Source organism: Streptacidiphilus pinicola, from assembly GCF_003258295.1.
In the GTDB taxonomy this organism is placed as follows: Bacteria; Actinomycetota; Actinomycetes; order Streptomycetales; family Streptomycetaceae; genus Streptacidiphilus; species Streptacidiphilus pinicola.
In genome coordinates this window covers 1-15,076 of sequence record NZ_QKYN01000203.1, presented here as the reverse complement: position 1 = coordinate 15,076, position 15,076 = coordinate 1, and the positions used below count along the sequence as shown (strand labels likewise).

At 72.9% G+C, this 15,076-nt stretch carries 13 protein-coding genes and 2 pseudogenes; 4 read left to right on the top strand and 11 right to left on the bottom strand.

The genetic code is table 11. The annotated features are described in order from the left end of the window. Nucleotides 1-491 (bottom strand): annotated as a pseudogene (locus DN069_RS36730) (DUF4232 domain-containing protein); the annotation flags it as partial. A gap of 179 nt (nucleotides 492-670) precedes the next feature. Between DN069_RS36730 and DN069_RS36725 the strand changes: the two are divergent. Together DN069_RS36725 and mug are read left to right on the top strand one after the other, a co-directional pair. Beyond that, nucleotides 671-1,924 (top strand): helix-turn-helix domain-containing protein, encoded by a 1,254-nt coding sequence (locus DN069_RS36725; RefSeq protein WP_207892396.1) that lies wholly within the window; start codon nucleotides 671-673, stop codon nucleotides 1,922-1,924. A 20-nt stretch (nucleotides 1,925-1,944) separates the two neighbouring features. Next, a complete protein-coding gene (gene mug / locus DN069_RS36720; RefSeq protein ID WP_111507591.1) occupies nucleotides 1,945-2,517 on the top strand; it encodes a G/U mismatch-specific DNA glycosylase in 573 nt (190 codons plus the stop codon). Between the two features lie 12 nt (nucleotides 2,518-2,529). On the opposite strand, the gene DN069_RS36715 is transcribed toward mug, so the two are convergent. Then, nucleotides 2,530-2,931: a YccF domain-containing protein gene (locus DN069_RS36715; protein WP_111507590.1), complete on the bottom strand. Its 402-nt coding sequence runs from the start codon at nucleotides 2,929-2,931 to the stop codon at nucleotides 2,530-2,532. Nucleotides 2,932-3,352: 421 nt separating this feature from the next. On the opposite strand from DN069_RS36715, the gene DN069_RS36710 reads away from it, so the two are divergent. Beyond that, nucleotides 3,353-4,789, top strand: a complete 1,437-nt coding sequence (locus tag DN069_RS36710) for a magnesium transporter MgtE N-terminal domain-containing protein (RefSeq protein ID WP_111507589.1) — start codon at nucleotides 3,353-3,355, stop codon at nucleotides 4,787-4,789. Continuing rightward, complete coding sequence (locus DN069_RS36705) at nucleotides 4,786-6,147, top strand: NRAMP family divalent metal transporter (protein WP_243640273.1); 1,362 nt, start codon at nucleotides 4,786-4,788, stop codon at nucleotides 6,145-6,147. The genes DN069_RS36710 and DN069_RS36705 overlap by 4 nt, the downstream gene beginning before the upstream one ends. A gap of 28 nt (nucleotides 6,148-6,175) precedes the next feature. Here the strand turns inward: DN069_RS36705 and htpX are convergent, their stop codons facing one another. The 9 genes and pseudogenes from htpX to DN069_RS40670 all read right to left on the bottom strand — a co-directional run. Then, nucleotides 6,176-7,048: a zinc metalloprotease HtpX gene (htpX, locus tag DN069_RS36700; RefSeq protein ID WP_111507588.1), complete on the bottom strand. Its 873-nt coding sequence runs from the start codon at nucleotides 7,046-7,048 to the stop codon at nucleotides 6,176-6,178. 121 nt (nucleotides 7,049-7,169) lie between these two features. Continuing rightward, nucleotides 7,170-8,708: an NADH-quinone oxidoreductase subunit N gene (locus DN069_RS36695; protein WP_111507587.1), complete on the bottom strand. Its 1,539-nt coding sequence runs from the start codon at nucleotides 8,706-8,708 to the stop codon at nucleotides 7,170-7,172. A gap of 3 nt (nucleotides 8,709-8,711) precedes the next feature. Further along, nucleotides 8,712-10,262 (bottom strand): complex I subunit 4 family protein, encoded by a 1,551-nt coding sequence (locus DN069_RS36690; protein ID WP_111507586.1) that lies wholly within the window; start codon nucleotides 10,260-10,262, stop codon nucleotides 8,712-8,714. 67 nt (nucleotides 10,263-10,329) lie between these two features. Beyond that, the gene (locus DN069_RS36685) at nucleotides 10,330-12,315 is read right to left on the bottom strand and encodes an NADH-quinone oxidoreductase subunit 5 family protein (protein WP_111507585.1); all 1,986 of its coding nucleotides are present in this window, start codon (nucleotides 12,313-12,315) and stop codon (nucleotides 10,330-10,332) included. Further along, nucleotides 12,312-12,683, bottom strand: a complete 372-nt coding sequence (nuoK, locus tag DN069_RS36680; protein ID WP_111507584.1) for an NADH-quinone oxidoreductase subunit NuoK — start codon at nucleotides 12,681-12,683, stop codon at nucleotides 12,312-12,314. The genes DN069_RS36685 and nuoK overlap by 4 nt, the downstream gene beginning before the upstream one ends. Nucleotides 12,684-12,688: 5 nt before the next feature. Further along, nucleotides 12,689-13,258 (bottom strand): NADH-quinone oxidoreductase subunit J family protein, encoded by a 570-nt coding sequence (locus DN069_RS36675; RefSeq protein ID WP_111507583.1) that lies wholly within the window; start codon nucleotides 13,256-13,258, stop codon nucleotides 12,689-12,691. Further along, complete coding sequence (locus DN069_RS36670; protein WP_111507582.1) at nucleotides 13,255-13,806, bottom strand: NuoI/complex I 23 kDa subunit family protein; 552 nt, start codon at nucleotides 13,804-13,806, stop codon at nucleotides 13,255-13,257. Before DN069_RS36670 ends, DN069_RS36675 begins: the two co-directional genes overlap by 4 nt. Beyond that, a complete protein-coding gene (nuoH, locus tag DN069_RS36665; protein WP_111507581.1) occupies nucleotides 13,806-14,768 on the bottom strand; it encodes an NADH-quinone oxidoreductase subunit NuoH in 963 nt (320 codons plus the stop codon). Before nuoH ends, DN069_RS36670 begins: the two co-directional genes overlap by 1 nt. Beyond that, a pseudogene (locus tag DN069_RS40670) lies at nucleotides 14,765-15,076 on the bottom strand (NADH-quinone oxidoreductase subunit C); the annotation flags it as partial. The pseudogene DN069_RS40670 and the gene nuoH, both read right to left, overlap by 4 nt.

The following is a 15,076-nucleotide window of genomic DNA, read 5'->3' as shown; positions in this document are numbered from 1 at the left end:
GGGTAGGCGGGCGCGCCGCCGAGGCCGCTGGGGACGAGCGGCTTGACCGCCTGACTGCCGTCCGCGGCGTGCGCGCTGTCCAGGTAGACCAGCGGGAAGTAGCTGAGGCCGCAGGAGGCGGACCCGTTGTTGCGGACCTCGATCACGCGCTGCGAGGGCGCGGCCGAGCGGCGGACCACATGCACGGTGAGCTGCTGCGGCGCGCAGGGGTGCTGGTAGGCGTAGCTGTCGCTGGTCGCGTCGCCACCGCCGGAACCGCCGCCACCCGTACCGCCGGTGCCGCCCGTACCGCCGCCCTGCGACGACGCCGGCGAGGACGGCGCGGAGACCGGCACACCCGAGGCGCCCACCGCGGGGCTCGACGCGACCGCCGAGGGCGAGGAGCCGGCCGAGCCGCCGGTCGTCCCGGGCTGGCAGGCGGTGAGCGAGAGGGCGCCGAGCGCCCCCAGGGCGACGACGGCGGCGGACGTGAGCGCGGACTTCATCGACATGGTGGTGGACCTGACCTTCTGTTGTGTTCGTCGACCGGCTTGCGTCACCACCGTCGTGCCGGGTCCGTCCCGGATGCCACAGTCTCGCGACAGTCAGGGACGCTGGAACGTTCCCACTGCCCTGAGCTGCGAGGATGGCCGTGCCTGGAACGGCTGGGCGGGACGAGGGGGAAGCCGGAATGCCCACGCACATCGAGGATTTCGCGACGCAGCTGCGCGAGCTGAAGGAGCGTTCGGGACGCAGCTACGGCCAGCTCGCCACCCGACTGCATGTCAGCACCTCCACGCTGCACCGCTACTGCAACGGCGCTGCGGTCCCCACCGAGTACGCGCCGGTCGAGCGCCTGGCCCGCGTCTGCGGTGCCACGCCGGAGGAGCTGGTGACGCTGCACCGCCGCTGGCTGCTGGCCGACGCGCAGCGCCGCGAACCCGAGCGCGAACCCGAGCCGGTCGTGGCGGATCGCGTGCCGCCGGAGGCGCCCGAGCCGCCCGACGCGCCTGAGGCGCCCGCGCGGCGGTCCCGGCGGACCGTGCTCGTGCTCGGCGCCGTCGCCGCGATCGCCGCCGTCACGGCGCTGCCGCTCGCCCTGCGCACCGAGGGCGGCGACACGCAGAACACCGGCGCGTCCGCCCCGCTCACGACCCACAGCACCACCGGCACGCCCGGTGCTCCCAGCACGCCCTCGGGCACGCCGACCGGTGGGACCGGCTCCCCCGCGCCGTCGCCCTCCGGCTCCGGCGGCTCCTCCGGCAGCGCCACCGCCTCTCCCTCCGCGGCCTCCTCCTCGCCGGCGGCGGGCGACGACGGGCCGCCTCCGCTGCAGGTCAACGTGCTCGCCGACAACTGGGACATGCAGTGCGGCCAGTGGTTCCTGATGTCACAACAGCCCGGCAAGGTCCCGCCGCCGCCCTCGCTGGAGCAGACCAACGCCTGGGCGTCCGCGCTCGGCGGGGTGCCGGGCGGGCATCTGCGCCTGCAGCTGACGGTGCAGGGCAGGCCCGGTCAGCCGGTGGTGCTGCACGCGCTCTACGTGCACGTGGTGAGCAGCAGGCCCGCGGCGAGCGGGATCGCCTACACCGCGGGGTCCGGCTGCGGCGGCGGGCTCGACCCGGCGTCCTTCGCCGTGGACCTGGACGCGACCGTACCGCGCACCAAGCCAGTGGCGGGCTATGTCGGCAGCAGCGAGACGTCGACCCTGTCGAACTTCCCGTACCAGGTGTCGAGCGGCGACGCGCAGGTGCTGAACGTGGACGCGGGGACCGTGGGTCAGGACGTCAGCTGGTATCTGGGGCTGGCGTGGAGCAGCGGCGACCGCTCCGGGGTCCTGCCGATCGACGACCACGGCAGGCCGTTCCGCACCGTCGGCCTGCAGGGCGACCCGGCCTACTTCTACGACGGCACCGCCTGGTCCCGCACCTCGGTCCAGAACTAGCCCGGTGCAGAATTGACCGCGTGAAGCCCAGCGCCACGAAGCCCACAGCCGAGCAGCTCGCCGCCGCGCAGGACGCGACGATCCCCGACGTGATCGGGCCGGACCTGCGGGTGCTGTTCTGCGGCATCAACCCCGGGCTGTGGTCGGGCGCGACCGGCCGCCACTTCGCCCGCCCGGGCAACCGCTTCTGGCCGGCCCTGCACCGCAGCGGCTTCACGCCGCGTCAGCTGCGGCCGGAGGAGCAGGACGAGCTGCTCGGGCTGGGGCTCGGCATCACCAACGTGGTCGCGCGCACGACCGCGAAGGCGGACGAGCTGAGCGCGGAGGAGTACCGGCTCGGCGGCCAGGCACTGGTCGATCGGGTGGAGCGGTGGCGGCCGCAGGTGCTGGCGGTGCTCGGAATCGGCGCCTACCGGGCGGCGTTCGGCCGGCCGAAGGCGGCCGTCGGGCCGCAGGAGAGCGGCCTGGGCGGCGCGACCGACGCCACCCGGGTCTGGCTGCTGCCCAACCCGAGCGGCCTCAACGCCCACTACACCCTGGACGGCCTCGCCATCGAGTTCCGCCGGCTCCGCGAGGCGGTCGGAACGGCCTAGGACCGGGCGGGGTCACCAGCCGGCGAAGCGGTCGTCGGTCGAGACGATCTCGCGGCCGAGCGGCATCAGCGAGACCGGGATCATCTTCAGGTTCGCCCAGGCGAACGGGATGCCGATGATGGTGATGGCCAGCGCGATGCTGGTGACGATGTGGCCGAGGGCCAGCCACCAGCCGGCGACGACGAGCCAGACCACGTTGCCCGCGCAGGAGGCGGCGCCCGCGTCGTCGCGGACCCGGGTGGTGCGGCCGAAGGGCCACAGCACGTAGAAGGCGATCCGGAAGGCGGCGATGCCCCAGGGGATGGTGATGATCAGGATCATGCAGATGAGCCCGGCCACCGCGTAGCCCAACGCCATCACCAACCCGGCGAAGAGGAGCCAGATGACGTTGAGGACGAAGTTGATCAGCTTCACGACTCTCCTTCTTCGCGTCGTTCGTTATCGACAGATCCACTGGATTCCACGCCTGTACGTCCAAGTCTGGTTCCCTCCCGGCCGACCTGCCACTCGGTGCGAGCTGGACCAATGGCGTGCTGCTGCTCCACCTGGGTAGAATCCGGCCGGTTGTCACGGTGTCGATCTGTCACTGTGTCAACGGAGCCTCGGATCAGCACCTCCGACCGGAAGGAGGCGAAGAGTGGACAGTAGTCCGGGTCATAGTCGGCCCCAACCCGCATCTCCCTCGTCCTCCGCTTTCTTCCGCAGCACGAGGTCGGCCGACCTGCGCTGGTAGGCGCGCTCCCACGAACCGCGCCCGCCCCGCACGCCCCGCAGGACGTCCGATCGCGCGCTGCCCCGCTCCGCCTTCGCGCGGTTATCTGGGGGTGACACCGTCATGACTTCCACCACCTCGTCCGCAGCAAGCCCGTCCGCCGCAGGCCCGTCCATCGCGAACCAGTCCGCCGCGAGCGCGCCCACGCCGCCCGCCGGTGCGACGTCGAGGACGCGCGGTCGACGCGTGCCGCTGGTCCGGCAGGCGACGTCCACGCGCGCCGTGCGCGAGGCGCTCGTCTCGCTCGCCGGGCTGACCGGGCGGCCGGTGCTCAACCCCGTGGGCGACGAGGTCGGCCGTGTGGTCGACGTCGTCGCGCGGCTGTACGGCAACGAGCCCTATCCGCCCGTCACCGGCCTCGTCGTCCGGGTCGGGCGCCGCCGCTCGTTCCTGACCGCCTCCGCGATCGGCCAGATCCACGCGGACCGGGTGGACCTCAAGAGCGCCCGGATGGACCTCACCGACTTCGTCCGCCGCCCCGGCGAGGTGCTGCTCGGGCGGGATGTGCTGGACCATCAACTGGTCGACGTGGACGGCGTGCAGGTGAACCGGGCCGCCGACCTCTACCTGGCGCCCGTGGGCGATCGGGTGCTGCTGGTCGGTGTCGACGTCAGCCTCCCCACGCTACTGCGCCGCCTCGGCCCGAAGCGCTGGCAGACCCGAGCCACACCCGAACGAGTGGTCGACTGGCAGACGGTCGCCCCCTTCGCCGAGAACGCCACCGACGGCCCGGCTGAGGTCCGCCTCAACGCCTCCCGCTCCGCGCTGCACCGGCTGCGCCCGTCCGAGCTGGCCGACCTGCTGGAGGACCTCGGCCGCTCCGAGCGCCAGCAGCTGCTGGCGATGCTCGACCCGGGCCACGCCGCCGACGCCCTGGAGGAGATGGAGCCCGCGGAGCTGGAGAACCTGCTGCGCGAGGCCCCGCCCGAGAGCGCCGCCCGGCTGGTCGAGGAGATGGAGCCGGACGAGGCCGCCGAGGCGCTGCGCGACCTGCAGCACGACGAGCGCGAGCAGCTGCTGACCCGCATCGGCGACGACGAGGCGGCGCAGCTGCGCGAGCTGCTGGCCTACCCCGAGGACACTGCGGGCGGCTCGATGACGACGCGGCTGGTGACGGCGTACCGCGAGCAGACCGTCGCCGAGCTGCGCGCCGAGCTGGCCACCCACGGCGAGCACCGGACCGAGATCGACGCCGTGGCGCTGGTCTCCGTGGACGGACGGCTGCTGGCCGACATCCCGCTCTTCGACCTGACCGTCGCCGAGGACCAGAGCACCGTCGGCGAGATCGCCGACTGGCTGAGCCAGTTCACCCGCGACGAGGCGGTGGACGCGCACACCCGGCTCGGCGACGTGGCCGAGAAGCTGGTCGCCTCGCGCGCCTCCTCGCTGCTGGTCGTGGACGAGGAGCGGCGTCCCGTCGGCCGGATCCTGGCCGACGACGTCCTCGACCACCTGTTGCCCGCCCGCGGCCGCCTGCACTTCCGGAGGTTCCTCCAGTGACCGTCGACACCGACAGCGCCCAGGGCACCGACGGCGCCCCCGGCGAGGCCGTGGCCGCGGCCGAGCCGGGCACCGCGACGAGCCGCCTGGCCAGGGTGCCCGTGCTGGGCCGGATCACCCGCTGGAAACGCTGGGCCCGGCTGGTGGCCCTGGTCGGCGTCGCCGGACCGGGCCTGGTCGCCGCGAACGCCGGCAACGACGCGGCCGGGATCGCCACCTATGCCAGCGCCGGCTCGCAGTACGTCTACGGGACGCTCTTCTTCATGGTGCTGGTCACCATCGCCCTGGTGCTGGTGCAGGAGATGGCGGTCCGGCTCGGCGCGTTCACCGGCAAGGGCCTGGGCGCGCTGATCCGCGAGCAGTTCAGCCTGCGTGCGACCGGTCTGGCGCTGGGCTGCCTGCTGCTGGCCAACACCGGCCTGGTGGTCTCCGAGTTCGCCGGGATCGGCGCCGGGTTCGAGCTGCTGGGCGTGCCCAAGTGGGCGATCATCCCGCCCGCCGCACTGCTGCTGTGGGGGCTGGTGCTGTTCGGCTCCTACCGCTACGCCGAGCGGATCTTCCTGGTGATGTCGCTGGTCTTCTTCGCCTACCCGATCGCGATGATCATGGGCAAGCCGCACTGGGGCGACGTCGGCAAGAACCTGGTGATCCCGCACCTGGACGGCAGCAAGGACTTCATCCTGCTGGCGGTGGCGCTGATCGGCACCACGGTCAGCCCCTACATGCAGTTCTACGCCGCCGCCGGCGTCGTCGACCGCGGCACCCGCACCATCGACTACCCGCTGATCCGCGCGGACGCGATGATCGGCGCGATCTTCGCCTGCGTGATCAGCCTGACCATCATCATCGCCACCGCCACCACCATCGGCGGCACCGGACCACTGAACTCGGCCGCGGATGCCGCCAAGGCGCTGGAGCCCGTCGCCGGGCAGAGCGCGGAGCTGCTCTTCGCGCTCGGCCTGATCGGCGCCTCCGCGCTGGCCGGTGCCGTGGTGCCGCTCTCCGCGAGCTACGCGATCGGCGAGGCGGCCGGGGTCGAGCGCTCGGTCTCCCGCTCGTTCCGCGACGCACCGTTCTTCCTGACCCTGTTCACCGTGCAGATCGCGCTGGGCGCGGTGGTCGCGATGACCCCGATCGACGTCATCCAGCTGCTGATCGGTACTCAGGTGCTGCAGGGCCTGATCACCCCGGTCGTCCTGGTCTACCTGCTGATCCTGACCAACCGGCGCAGCCTGCTGGGCGACCACGCGAACAGCCGCGGCTTCCGGATCGTGGCCACGATCGTGGTGGTGGGCGTGGCGACCATGTCGACGATCCTGCTGGTGGACACGGTCCTCGGCTGGTTCGGGCTGGGCTGAGCCGGCGGGCCGGGTGGCCGGTGGCGCCTCAGCCGCGTCGGCCGGCCATCTGCTCCAGACGGGCGATGCGGTCCGGCATCGGCGGGTGCGTGGAGAACAGCTTGGTGGCCAGCCCGCCGCCGGAACCGGCCCGGAACGGGTTGGCGATCATCATGTGGCTGGCGGTCTCCAGCTCCGGCCGGGCCGGCAGCGGCAGCATCTGGGTGCCGCGCTCCAGCTTGCGCAGCGCGCCGGCCAGCGCCAGCGGATCCCCGGTCAGCTGGGCGCCGGAGGCGTCCGCCTGGTACTCCCGGGAGCGGCTGACGGCCAGTTGGATGATGCCCGCCGCCAGCGGGCCCAGGATCATGATCAGCAGCAGTCCGACCAGCCCCGGCCCCTCGTCGTCCTCGCCGCGCCCGACCGGGATCAACCAGGCGAAGTTGACCAGGAACATCACCACCGAAGCCAGCGCGCCCGCCACCGAGGAGATGAGGATGTCCCGGTTGTAGACGTGGGACAGCTCGTGGCCGAGCACGCCGCGCAGCTCCCGCTCGTCGAGGATGTTGAGGATGCCCTGGGTGCAGCAGACCGCGGCGTTCCGCGGGTTTCGGCCGGTGGCGAAGGCGTTGGGCGCGTCGGTGGGCGAGATGTAGAGCCGCGGCATCGGCTGCCGGGCGGAGGTGGAGAGCTCGCGGACGATCCGGTACATCACCGGCGCCTCGATCTCGCTGACGGGCCGGGCCCGCATCGAACGCAGCGCCAGCTTGTCGCTGTTCCAGTAGGCGAAACCGTTGGTGGCCAGCGCGACGACCAGCCCGACGACCAGGCCGGTCCGGCCCCAGAAGCTGCCGATCACGATGATCAGCGCGGACATCGCGCCGAGGAGTACGGCCGTCTTCAGCCCGTTGTGCTGGCGGTGCACGGAAGCCCTCCGAGACCTGCGTTGGGGGGTGTCTTTCACAGCCCGTTCGGACATTTCAACGGGCGAGCCGGATTTCCTAGTTCCCTTCTCACCTGTGAGCGGCTCGGGTGCAACTCGGCACTCAGCCGAACAGGGAGCCCGAAGCCAGCTGCAGCACGATCTGCGGGTCCACCGAGAGCACCACACCGAGCGCGGCGGCCAGCGCCAGCGCGCCCACGAGCGCGGACGGCACCCGGCGACCGGTGGCGACGGCGTCCGGCGCCGGCTGGAACAGCCGCGCCGTCCAGACCAGGTAGTAGTAGAGCGCGATCACGACGTTGACGGCCATGATGACGGCCAGCCAGCCCATGCCCGCGTCGACCACCGCGCGGAAGACCACGACCTTGCCGAAGAGACCGACCACGCCCGGCGGCAGACCGGCCAGGTTCAGCAGGAAGAAGGCCATCGCGAGCGCGGCGGCGGGGCGTCGCGCGAAGAGGCCGCGGTACTCGTCCAGCCGCGTGCCCGCGGAGGTGACGACCGCGAAGGCGCCCAGGTTGACCACGCCGTAGACGAGCGCGAAGGCGACCGTCGCGCCGATGGCGCCGGGGCTCGCACCGTAGCCGGCCGCCGCGATGGGGACCAGCAGATAGCCCGCCTGGGCGATCGAGGACCAGGCCAGCAGCCGGACCGCGCTGTGCGGGGCGTCACCGCGCTGGCGCAGCGCGCCGACGTTGCCGACCGTCATGGTGAGCGCGGCCAGCACCGCGAGCGCGAGGCCCCAGTCTCGCCCGTAGGAGTGAAAACCGAGCACGGCGATTGCGGCGAGGCCCGCGAGTCCGGCAGCCTTGCCCACCACAGAGAGATATCCGGCGACGGGCACGGGGGCGCCCGCGTAGGTGTCGGGCACCCAGAAGTGGAACGGCACGGCCGCCGTCTTGAAGGCGAAGCCGACCAGGGTGAGCACGGTTCCGACGGCGGTCAGCGGCTGCAGCTGGCCGGGCACGTTCGGCAGGGCCGCCGCGATCCGGTCCAGGTAGAGGCTGCCGCTGGCGGCGTAGACGAAGCTGACCCCGAGCAGGGTGACGGCGGTCGCGGTCACCGACGAGAGGAAGAACTTCAGCGCGGCCTCCCCGCCGCGGCCGTCGCGGCGCAGCGCGACGAGCGCGAAGGCGGGCAGCGAGGCGAGCTCCAGCGCGACGACGAGCGAGGCGAGGTCCCGGCAGGCCGGCAGCAGGGCCGCGCCGCAGGTCGAGGCGAGCAGCAGGAACCAGAACTCGCCGGCCGGGAGGCGGTCGTCCTCGACGGAGACGAGGGACATCAGCGCCACGATCAGCGCCCCGCCCAGCACCAGCAGCTGGAAGGCCAGCGCGAAGTGGTCGGCCACGTAGGAGCAGGACGTCGGCCCGTGGGTCGGGCCGGGCAGGGTCGGGCTGGGCAGGCAGAAGGTCCGGCGGTGGCCGGACCGCAGCGGCAGCAGCAGGGCGAGCGAGGCCACCAGCCCGGCCACCGAGAGCCAGCCGAGCAGCGCCTTGCGCGCGGGGGGCAGGAACAGGTCGGCGACGAGCACGACGAGCGCCAGCGCCGCGGGCACCAGCGGAGGCGCGATCGCGACCCAGTCCACGGACTGGATCAGCGACCCGGCGAGGTGGTCGAGGGCAGGAGCGGCGACGGTCAGCATGGCTCAGCTGCCTCCGAGCAGGGCCTTGACGGCGGGGGTGGTCAGCCCGAGCAGCAGCGCGGGCCAGAGCCCGGCGGCGACGGTCAGGACGACCAGCGGGGTCCAGGTGGCGGCCTCGATGCCTTGGACGTCGGCGAGGGCCGGGGCCTTGGCGGTGGCCGGGCTCTCCACCGTCGGGTCGCCCATGCAGACGCGGCGCACGACGGAGAGGAGGTAGGCCGCGGTCAGCAGGGTGCCGAGCCCGGCCAGCGCCATCAGGGTGAGGAAGGTCGGCCGGGAGAGACCGGCGGCGGGCTGGAAGGAGCCCAGCATCGCCAGCAGCTCGCCCCAGAACCCGGCGAGCCCGGGCAGGCCCAGGCTGGCCACGGCGGCGAAGGCCAGCAGTCCGCCGAGGCGCGGCAGGCGCCCGTAGAGGGCGGCGCCGGTGTCGGCGCCGGCTCCCGCGAGGGCGTCCAGGTCGGCCGTGCCGTAGCGGTCCTTGACCGCGCCGACCAGGAAGAAGAGCAGGCCGGTGATCAGGCCGTGGCCGATGTTGGCGAAGAGGGCGCCGTTGATGCCGGTGGCGGTCAGCGTGGCGATGCCGAGCAGGACGAAGCCCATGTGACCGACGGAGGAGTACGCGATCAGGCGCTTCAGGTCGCCCTTGGCGCCGGGGCGGACCAGGGCCAGGCAGGCGAGCGAGCCGTAGAGGATGCCGATGACGGCGAGCGCGCCGAGGTAGGGCGCGAGGGTGTGCATGCCGAGCGGGGTGCTCGGGATCAGCACCCGGACGAAGCCGTAGGTGCCCATCTTCAGCAGCACGCCGGCCAGCAGTACCGAGCCGGCCGTGGGCGCGGCGGTGTGGGCGTCGGGCAGCCAGCTGTGGAACGGCCACATCGGCGACTTGACGGCCAGTCCGAGACCGACGGCGAGGACGACGATCACCTGCGTGCCGCGGGAGAGGCCGAGGCCGTGGTCGGCGGCCAGCGCCGTCATGTCGAAGGTGCCGGCCTTGATGCCGAGCAGCAGCAGGCCCAGCAGCATCACCGCGGAGCCGAGCAGCGTGTAGAGGATGAAGCGGAACGCGGCCGGGCCCCGGTTCTCCCCGCCCCAACGGGCGATCAGGAAGTACATGGGCACCAGCACGACCTCGAACGCCAGGAAGAACAGCAGCAGGTCGAGCACGGCGAAGGTGGCCAGCATGCCGGTGGCCAGGAGCAGCAGCAGCCCGGTCCAGCCCCGCTCGCTGCCGCCGGCCGGCAGCTTCTTGAGCGAGTACAGCGCGCACAGGAAGGTCAGCAGCGCCGTCAGCACCAGCAGCGGCAGCGAGATGCCGTCGACGCCGAGGTGGAAGCGGACGTTCAGCGCCGGGATCCAGGCGACGTTCGTGACGCCCTGCATCGCGGCGGGGCGGTGCAGGTCGAAGCCGGCGGCCAGCGCGATCGCCAGGGCCAGGTCGGCGCCGGTGACGGCGACGCCGAGCCAGAGCGCGCGGCGTCCGCCGAGCGCGGGCAGCAGCGTGGCGGCGGCGCCGGCCAGCGGCAGCGCGAGCAGGGCGAGGAGCAGGGCGGTCATCGGGCGGTCGCCTCCGTGCAGCAGAAGGTCCGAGTCGGCACTGCCTTGATCGTCACTGCCTTGATCGTCACTGCGCCACCGCCACGATCACGGCCAGCACCACGACGCCGGCGGCCAGCGCGCTCAGGTAGCCCTGGATGTTGCCGTTCTGGGCGCGGCGCACCACCCGCCCGATCAGGCCGGGAGTGACGGCGGCGCCCTTGACGTAGGTCTCGACGACCTCGCGGTCCAGGAAGGAGACCAGACGCGCGGCGCCGAGGACGGGGCGGACGAAGGCCCGGTCGTAGAGGGTGTCGATGCCGAAGCCGGTACGGGCGGGCCCGAGCAGCGGACCGAGCAGCAGCGGCGCCGGGTCCGCGGCGGCGGCCGGGTCGGCCTCCGCCTCGGCCAGCACCCGGGCGGTGGCGCGACGCCAGGCCAGCCAGGCCAGGCCCGCGCCGAGCAGGGCGACGACGGTGGCGATCGGCCAGGTCACCCCGGAGGGGGTGAGCGCGACCCCGTCCAGCCAGGCCGGCAGCGCGTGCGGCCACAGGCCGACCAGGCCCAGCGCCAGGCTGGGCACGGCCAGCAGCCACAGCGGGCCCTTCATCGCGGCCGGCTCGACCGGCCCGGCGGGTTCGTCCGAGGCGAGCGCGGCGGCCGCGGCGGCGGTCGGCGCGACGGGCGCCCCGGCCTGCTCGGCGCGCCGCACCGGGAAGAAGGCCAGCAGCCACAGCCGGGTGGCGTAGGCGGCGGTGAGCAGCGCGGTCAGCAGGCCGCCGACGAGCACGGTCCAGCCGAGCCAGCTGGGCACGTTCCCGGCTGGGCCGAGCCCGCCGGTCAACGCCTCGCCCCTGGCGGCGTGCTCGGCCGCCGTCAGGATCGCGTCCTTGCTGAAGAAGCCCGAGAAGGGCGGCAGCCCGGCCAGCGCGGCCAGGCCGATGCCCATGGTCGCGTAGGCGTCCGGGACGCGGCGGCGCAGGCCGTCCATGCGGCCCATCGCCGTCAGCGAGTTGGTGTGTACGGCGTGGATGACCACGCCGGCGGCCAGGAACAGCAGCGCCTTGAACGCGCCGTGGGTGATCAGGTGGAACAGCGCCGCGTCGCGGTCGCCGACCGCGAGCGCCCCGGCCATGTAGCCGAGCTGACCCACCGTCGAGTAGGCCAGCACCCGCTTCATGTCGTCCTGGGCGAGCGCGCACAGCGCGGAGCCGACCATCGTGACGACGGCCATGACGCCGAGCACCACCAGCGCGGCGGTGGAGAGCAGGAACACCGGCTCCAGCCGGGCCACCAGGTAGACGCCCGCGGCCACCATGGTGGCGGCGTGGATCAGCGCGGAGACCGGTGTCGGGCCGGCCATCGCGTCGGGGAGCCAGGTGTGCAGCGGGAACTGCGCGGACTTGCCGGCCACACCGCCGAGCAGCAGCAGCGCGGCGAGCGTCGCGTGGTGCAGGTGGCCGCCGGCCGCCGCGCCGACGATGCCGTTGATGCGGAAGGTCCCGGCGTCGGCGGCGAGTACGAAGATGCCGAAGAGGAACGGGACGTCACCGAGCTTGGTGACCAGGAACGCCTTGATCGACGCGGACCGCGCCTCCGAGCGCTCCCAGTGGTGCCCCACCAGGAAGTACGAGCAGACGCCCATGACCTCCCAGCCGACCAGCAGCACGATCAGGTCGCCGGAGTAGACGACCAGCAGCATCGCCGCGGTGAACAGCGAGACCAGCGCCGCGTAGGAGGGGTAGCGCGGGTCCTCGCGCAGGTACGCCGTCGAGTAGATCTGCACGCAGGCGGCGACGACCGTGACCAGCACGGCCAGCAGCGCCGCGATGCCGTCCAGGTGCAGCGAGAGCGAGATCGGCGTGCCGCCGGTCGGGGTCAGCTGCGTGGCCGCGTCGAGGTGGTGCCCGGTGCCGAGCTTGACCGCGACGAGCACCGCGAGCACGACCGAGGCCAGCGTCGGCAGCACGGCCAGCGGCCGGACCATCCCGGGCGCGCGTCGGCCGGCGGCGAGGCCGGCGAGCGCGCCGAGGAACGGCAGCAGCGGGACGAGGATCGCGAGCGTGAGGGTCATCGGACGGCCTTCTTCTCGTCGTCGCGGGCCTGTTGTTCGCCGCCGTCGCCGGCCGTCTCGTCGCCGTCGGCCAGGCGGCCCACCCGGTCGATGTCGGCGGTGCCGCGGTGACGGAAGATCAGCAGCACGATGGCCAGACCGAGTCCGATCTCGGCGGCGGCCACGGTGATGGTGAACAGCGTCAGCGCCTGGCCCGCGTGCAGGGCGTCGCGCAGCCAGACGTCGAAGGCGACGAGGTTGAGGTTGACGGCGTTGAGCATCAGCTCGACGGACATCAGCATCAGCACGGCGTTGCGGCGCGCCAGCACGCCGTAGAGGCCCACACAGAAGAGCAGGGCCGCGAGGACGGCCGGGAAGACGAGATGCATCCCGCTCAGCGCTCCTTCTCGTCACGAGCGTTGGCGTTGCGCCGGGACAGGACGATCGCGCCGACGAGCGCGGCGAGCAGCAGCACCGACAGGGCCTCGAACGGCAGCACCCAGTAGCGGAACAGGGTGACGCCGTTGGCCTTGGTGCTGCCGGCGACGGTGCCGAGGTCGATCCAGGTGCTGCGGAACGCGTCCACGACGAGGGTCACCAGCGTGGCGGCGGCCGCCAGGGCGACGCCGAAGGCGAGCGGGCGGTTGCCCGAGTCGGCGTCGGGTGAGGCGCCGATGGGTGCGCGCGTCAGCATCAGTCCGAACAGGACCAGCACCACGACCGCGCCGACGTAGATCAGCACCTGCACCCAGGCGATGAACTCGGCCGTCAGCAGCAGGTACTCGACCGCGAGCCCGCCGAGCGCGACGACCAGCCAGAGGGCGGCGTGGACGAGCTGCTTGGTGGTGACGGTCAGCAGCGCGGCGCCGAGGACGCCGAGGCCGACCAGGACGAAGACGATCTCGACGCCGGAGGGCGACAGGAACCCGTGGGTGGAGTCGAGGGCGGTGACGGCCAGGTTCACGCCTCGTCCTCCTTGGCGACGGCCGCCGCGTGCGCCTTCTCGGCGGCCTTGCGGGCGGCCGCGATCTCCTTCGGGTCCTCGGCGGCCGGGTCGAGGGCGGGCGGCGCGGGCACGGTCCACATCCACTCGCGCAGGCGGTCCCGCTCGTGGGTGAGGTCGAGGATGTCCTCCTCGGCGTACTCGAACTCCGGCGACCAGAACAGCGCGTCGAAGGGGCACACCTCGATGCAGATGCCGCAGTACATGCAGAGCGAGAAGTCGATCGCGAACCGGTCCAGCACGTTGCGGGTGCGGGCCCGGGCGTTCGGCTCGGCGGCGGGCAGCGTCTCCTTGTGGGAGTCGATGTAGATGCACCAGTCCGGGCACTCGCGCGCGCACAGCATGCACACCGTGCAGTTCTCCTCCAGCAGCGCGATGACGCCGCGCGAGCGCGGCGGCAGCTCGGGCTGCACGTCGGGGTACTGCGCGGTGACGGTCCTCCGCGTCATCGTCCGCAGGGTGACCGCGAGGCCCTTGGCCAGGCCGCGGCCGGGGATCTTCGGAGACATCAGGAGATCACCACCTTGACGATGCCGGTCAGCGCGAGCTGCGCGAGGGAGAGCGGGATGAGCACGGTCCAGGCGAAGCGCATCAGCTGGTCCTCGCGCAGACGCGGGTAGGTGACGCGGATCCAGATCACCAGGAAGGCCAGCGCGAAGGTCTTCAGCAGCATCCACAGCCAGCCGAGGCTGTCCGCCATCGGCCCGTGCCAGCCGCCGAGGAAGAGCACGGCGGTCAGCGCCGAGACGACCAGGATGCCCGCGTACTCGGAGAGCAGGAACAGCGCGAAGCGCAGCCCCGTGTACTCGGTGTAGGCGCCGAAGATGATCTCGGAGTCGGCCACCGGCATGTCGAACGGCGGTCGTTGCAGCTCGGCGAGGCCGGAGACGAAGAAGACGAACCCGCCCACGATCTGCCAGGGCACCCACCACCAGTGGAACGCCCCGAGGATCCCGGTCAGCGACACCGTGCCCGCTGCCATGGCGACGCTGGCCGCGGCGAGCAGCATCGGCAGCTCGTACGCCATCAGCTGGGCGGCGGTCCGGATCCCGCCGAGGAGGGAGAACTTGTTCGCCGACGCCCACCCCGCCATCAGCGAGCCGAGCACGCCGACGCCCATCACCGCGAGCACGAAGAACAGCCCCGCGTCGACGCCCTGCCCGACCAGGTCGTTCGGTCCGAGCGGGATGGCGACGAGCGCCAGCAGGTACGGCAGCAGCGCCACGGCGGGCGCGAGCTGGAAGATCCTCCGGTCCGCGCCGGCGGGGACGACGTCCTCCTTCTGCGCGAACTTCACCCCGTCCGCGACGAGCTGCGCCCACCCGTGGAACCCACCGGCGTACATGGGGCCGAGCCGGCCCTGCATGTGGGCCATGACCTTGTGCTCGGTCTGCCCGATGACGAGCGGGAAGACGAGGAACACGAGGAGCACGGCGATGCAGCGCACCAGCGCGTCGAGCGTGCTGTTCACGCGCCCTCCTCGGGGGACGACCCGCCTTCGGCGGCGGCGTCGGGGTCAGCGGTCTCGGGCTCGGCCGCCTCCGGCGCGGCAGGCGTCGGCGCCTCGCCGCCCTCGGTCTGGGGCTCCGGCGTTTGGCTGACGCTGCCCGAGGAGACCGAGCGGGAGCGGCGGGGGCGAGCGGCCGGAGGGGTGTCCGGGGTCTGCCACGGCATGTCCGGCGAGGCCGCCGGTGCGGCCGGAGCCGCGGTGGTGTCCGGCGTCTCGGGCGGCGGCTGGCCGGCGCTTCCCGCCCGCGGCACCCGCGCGGCGGGCGGGGC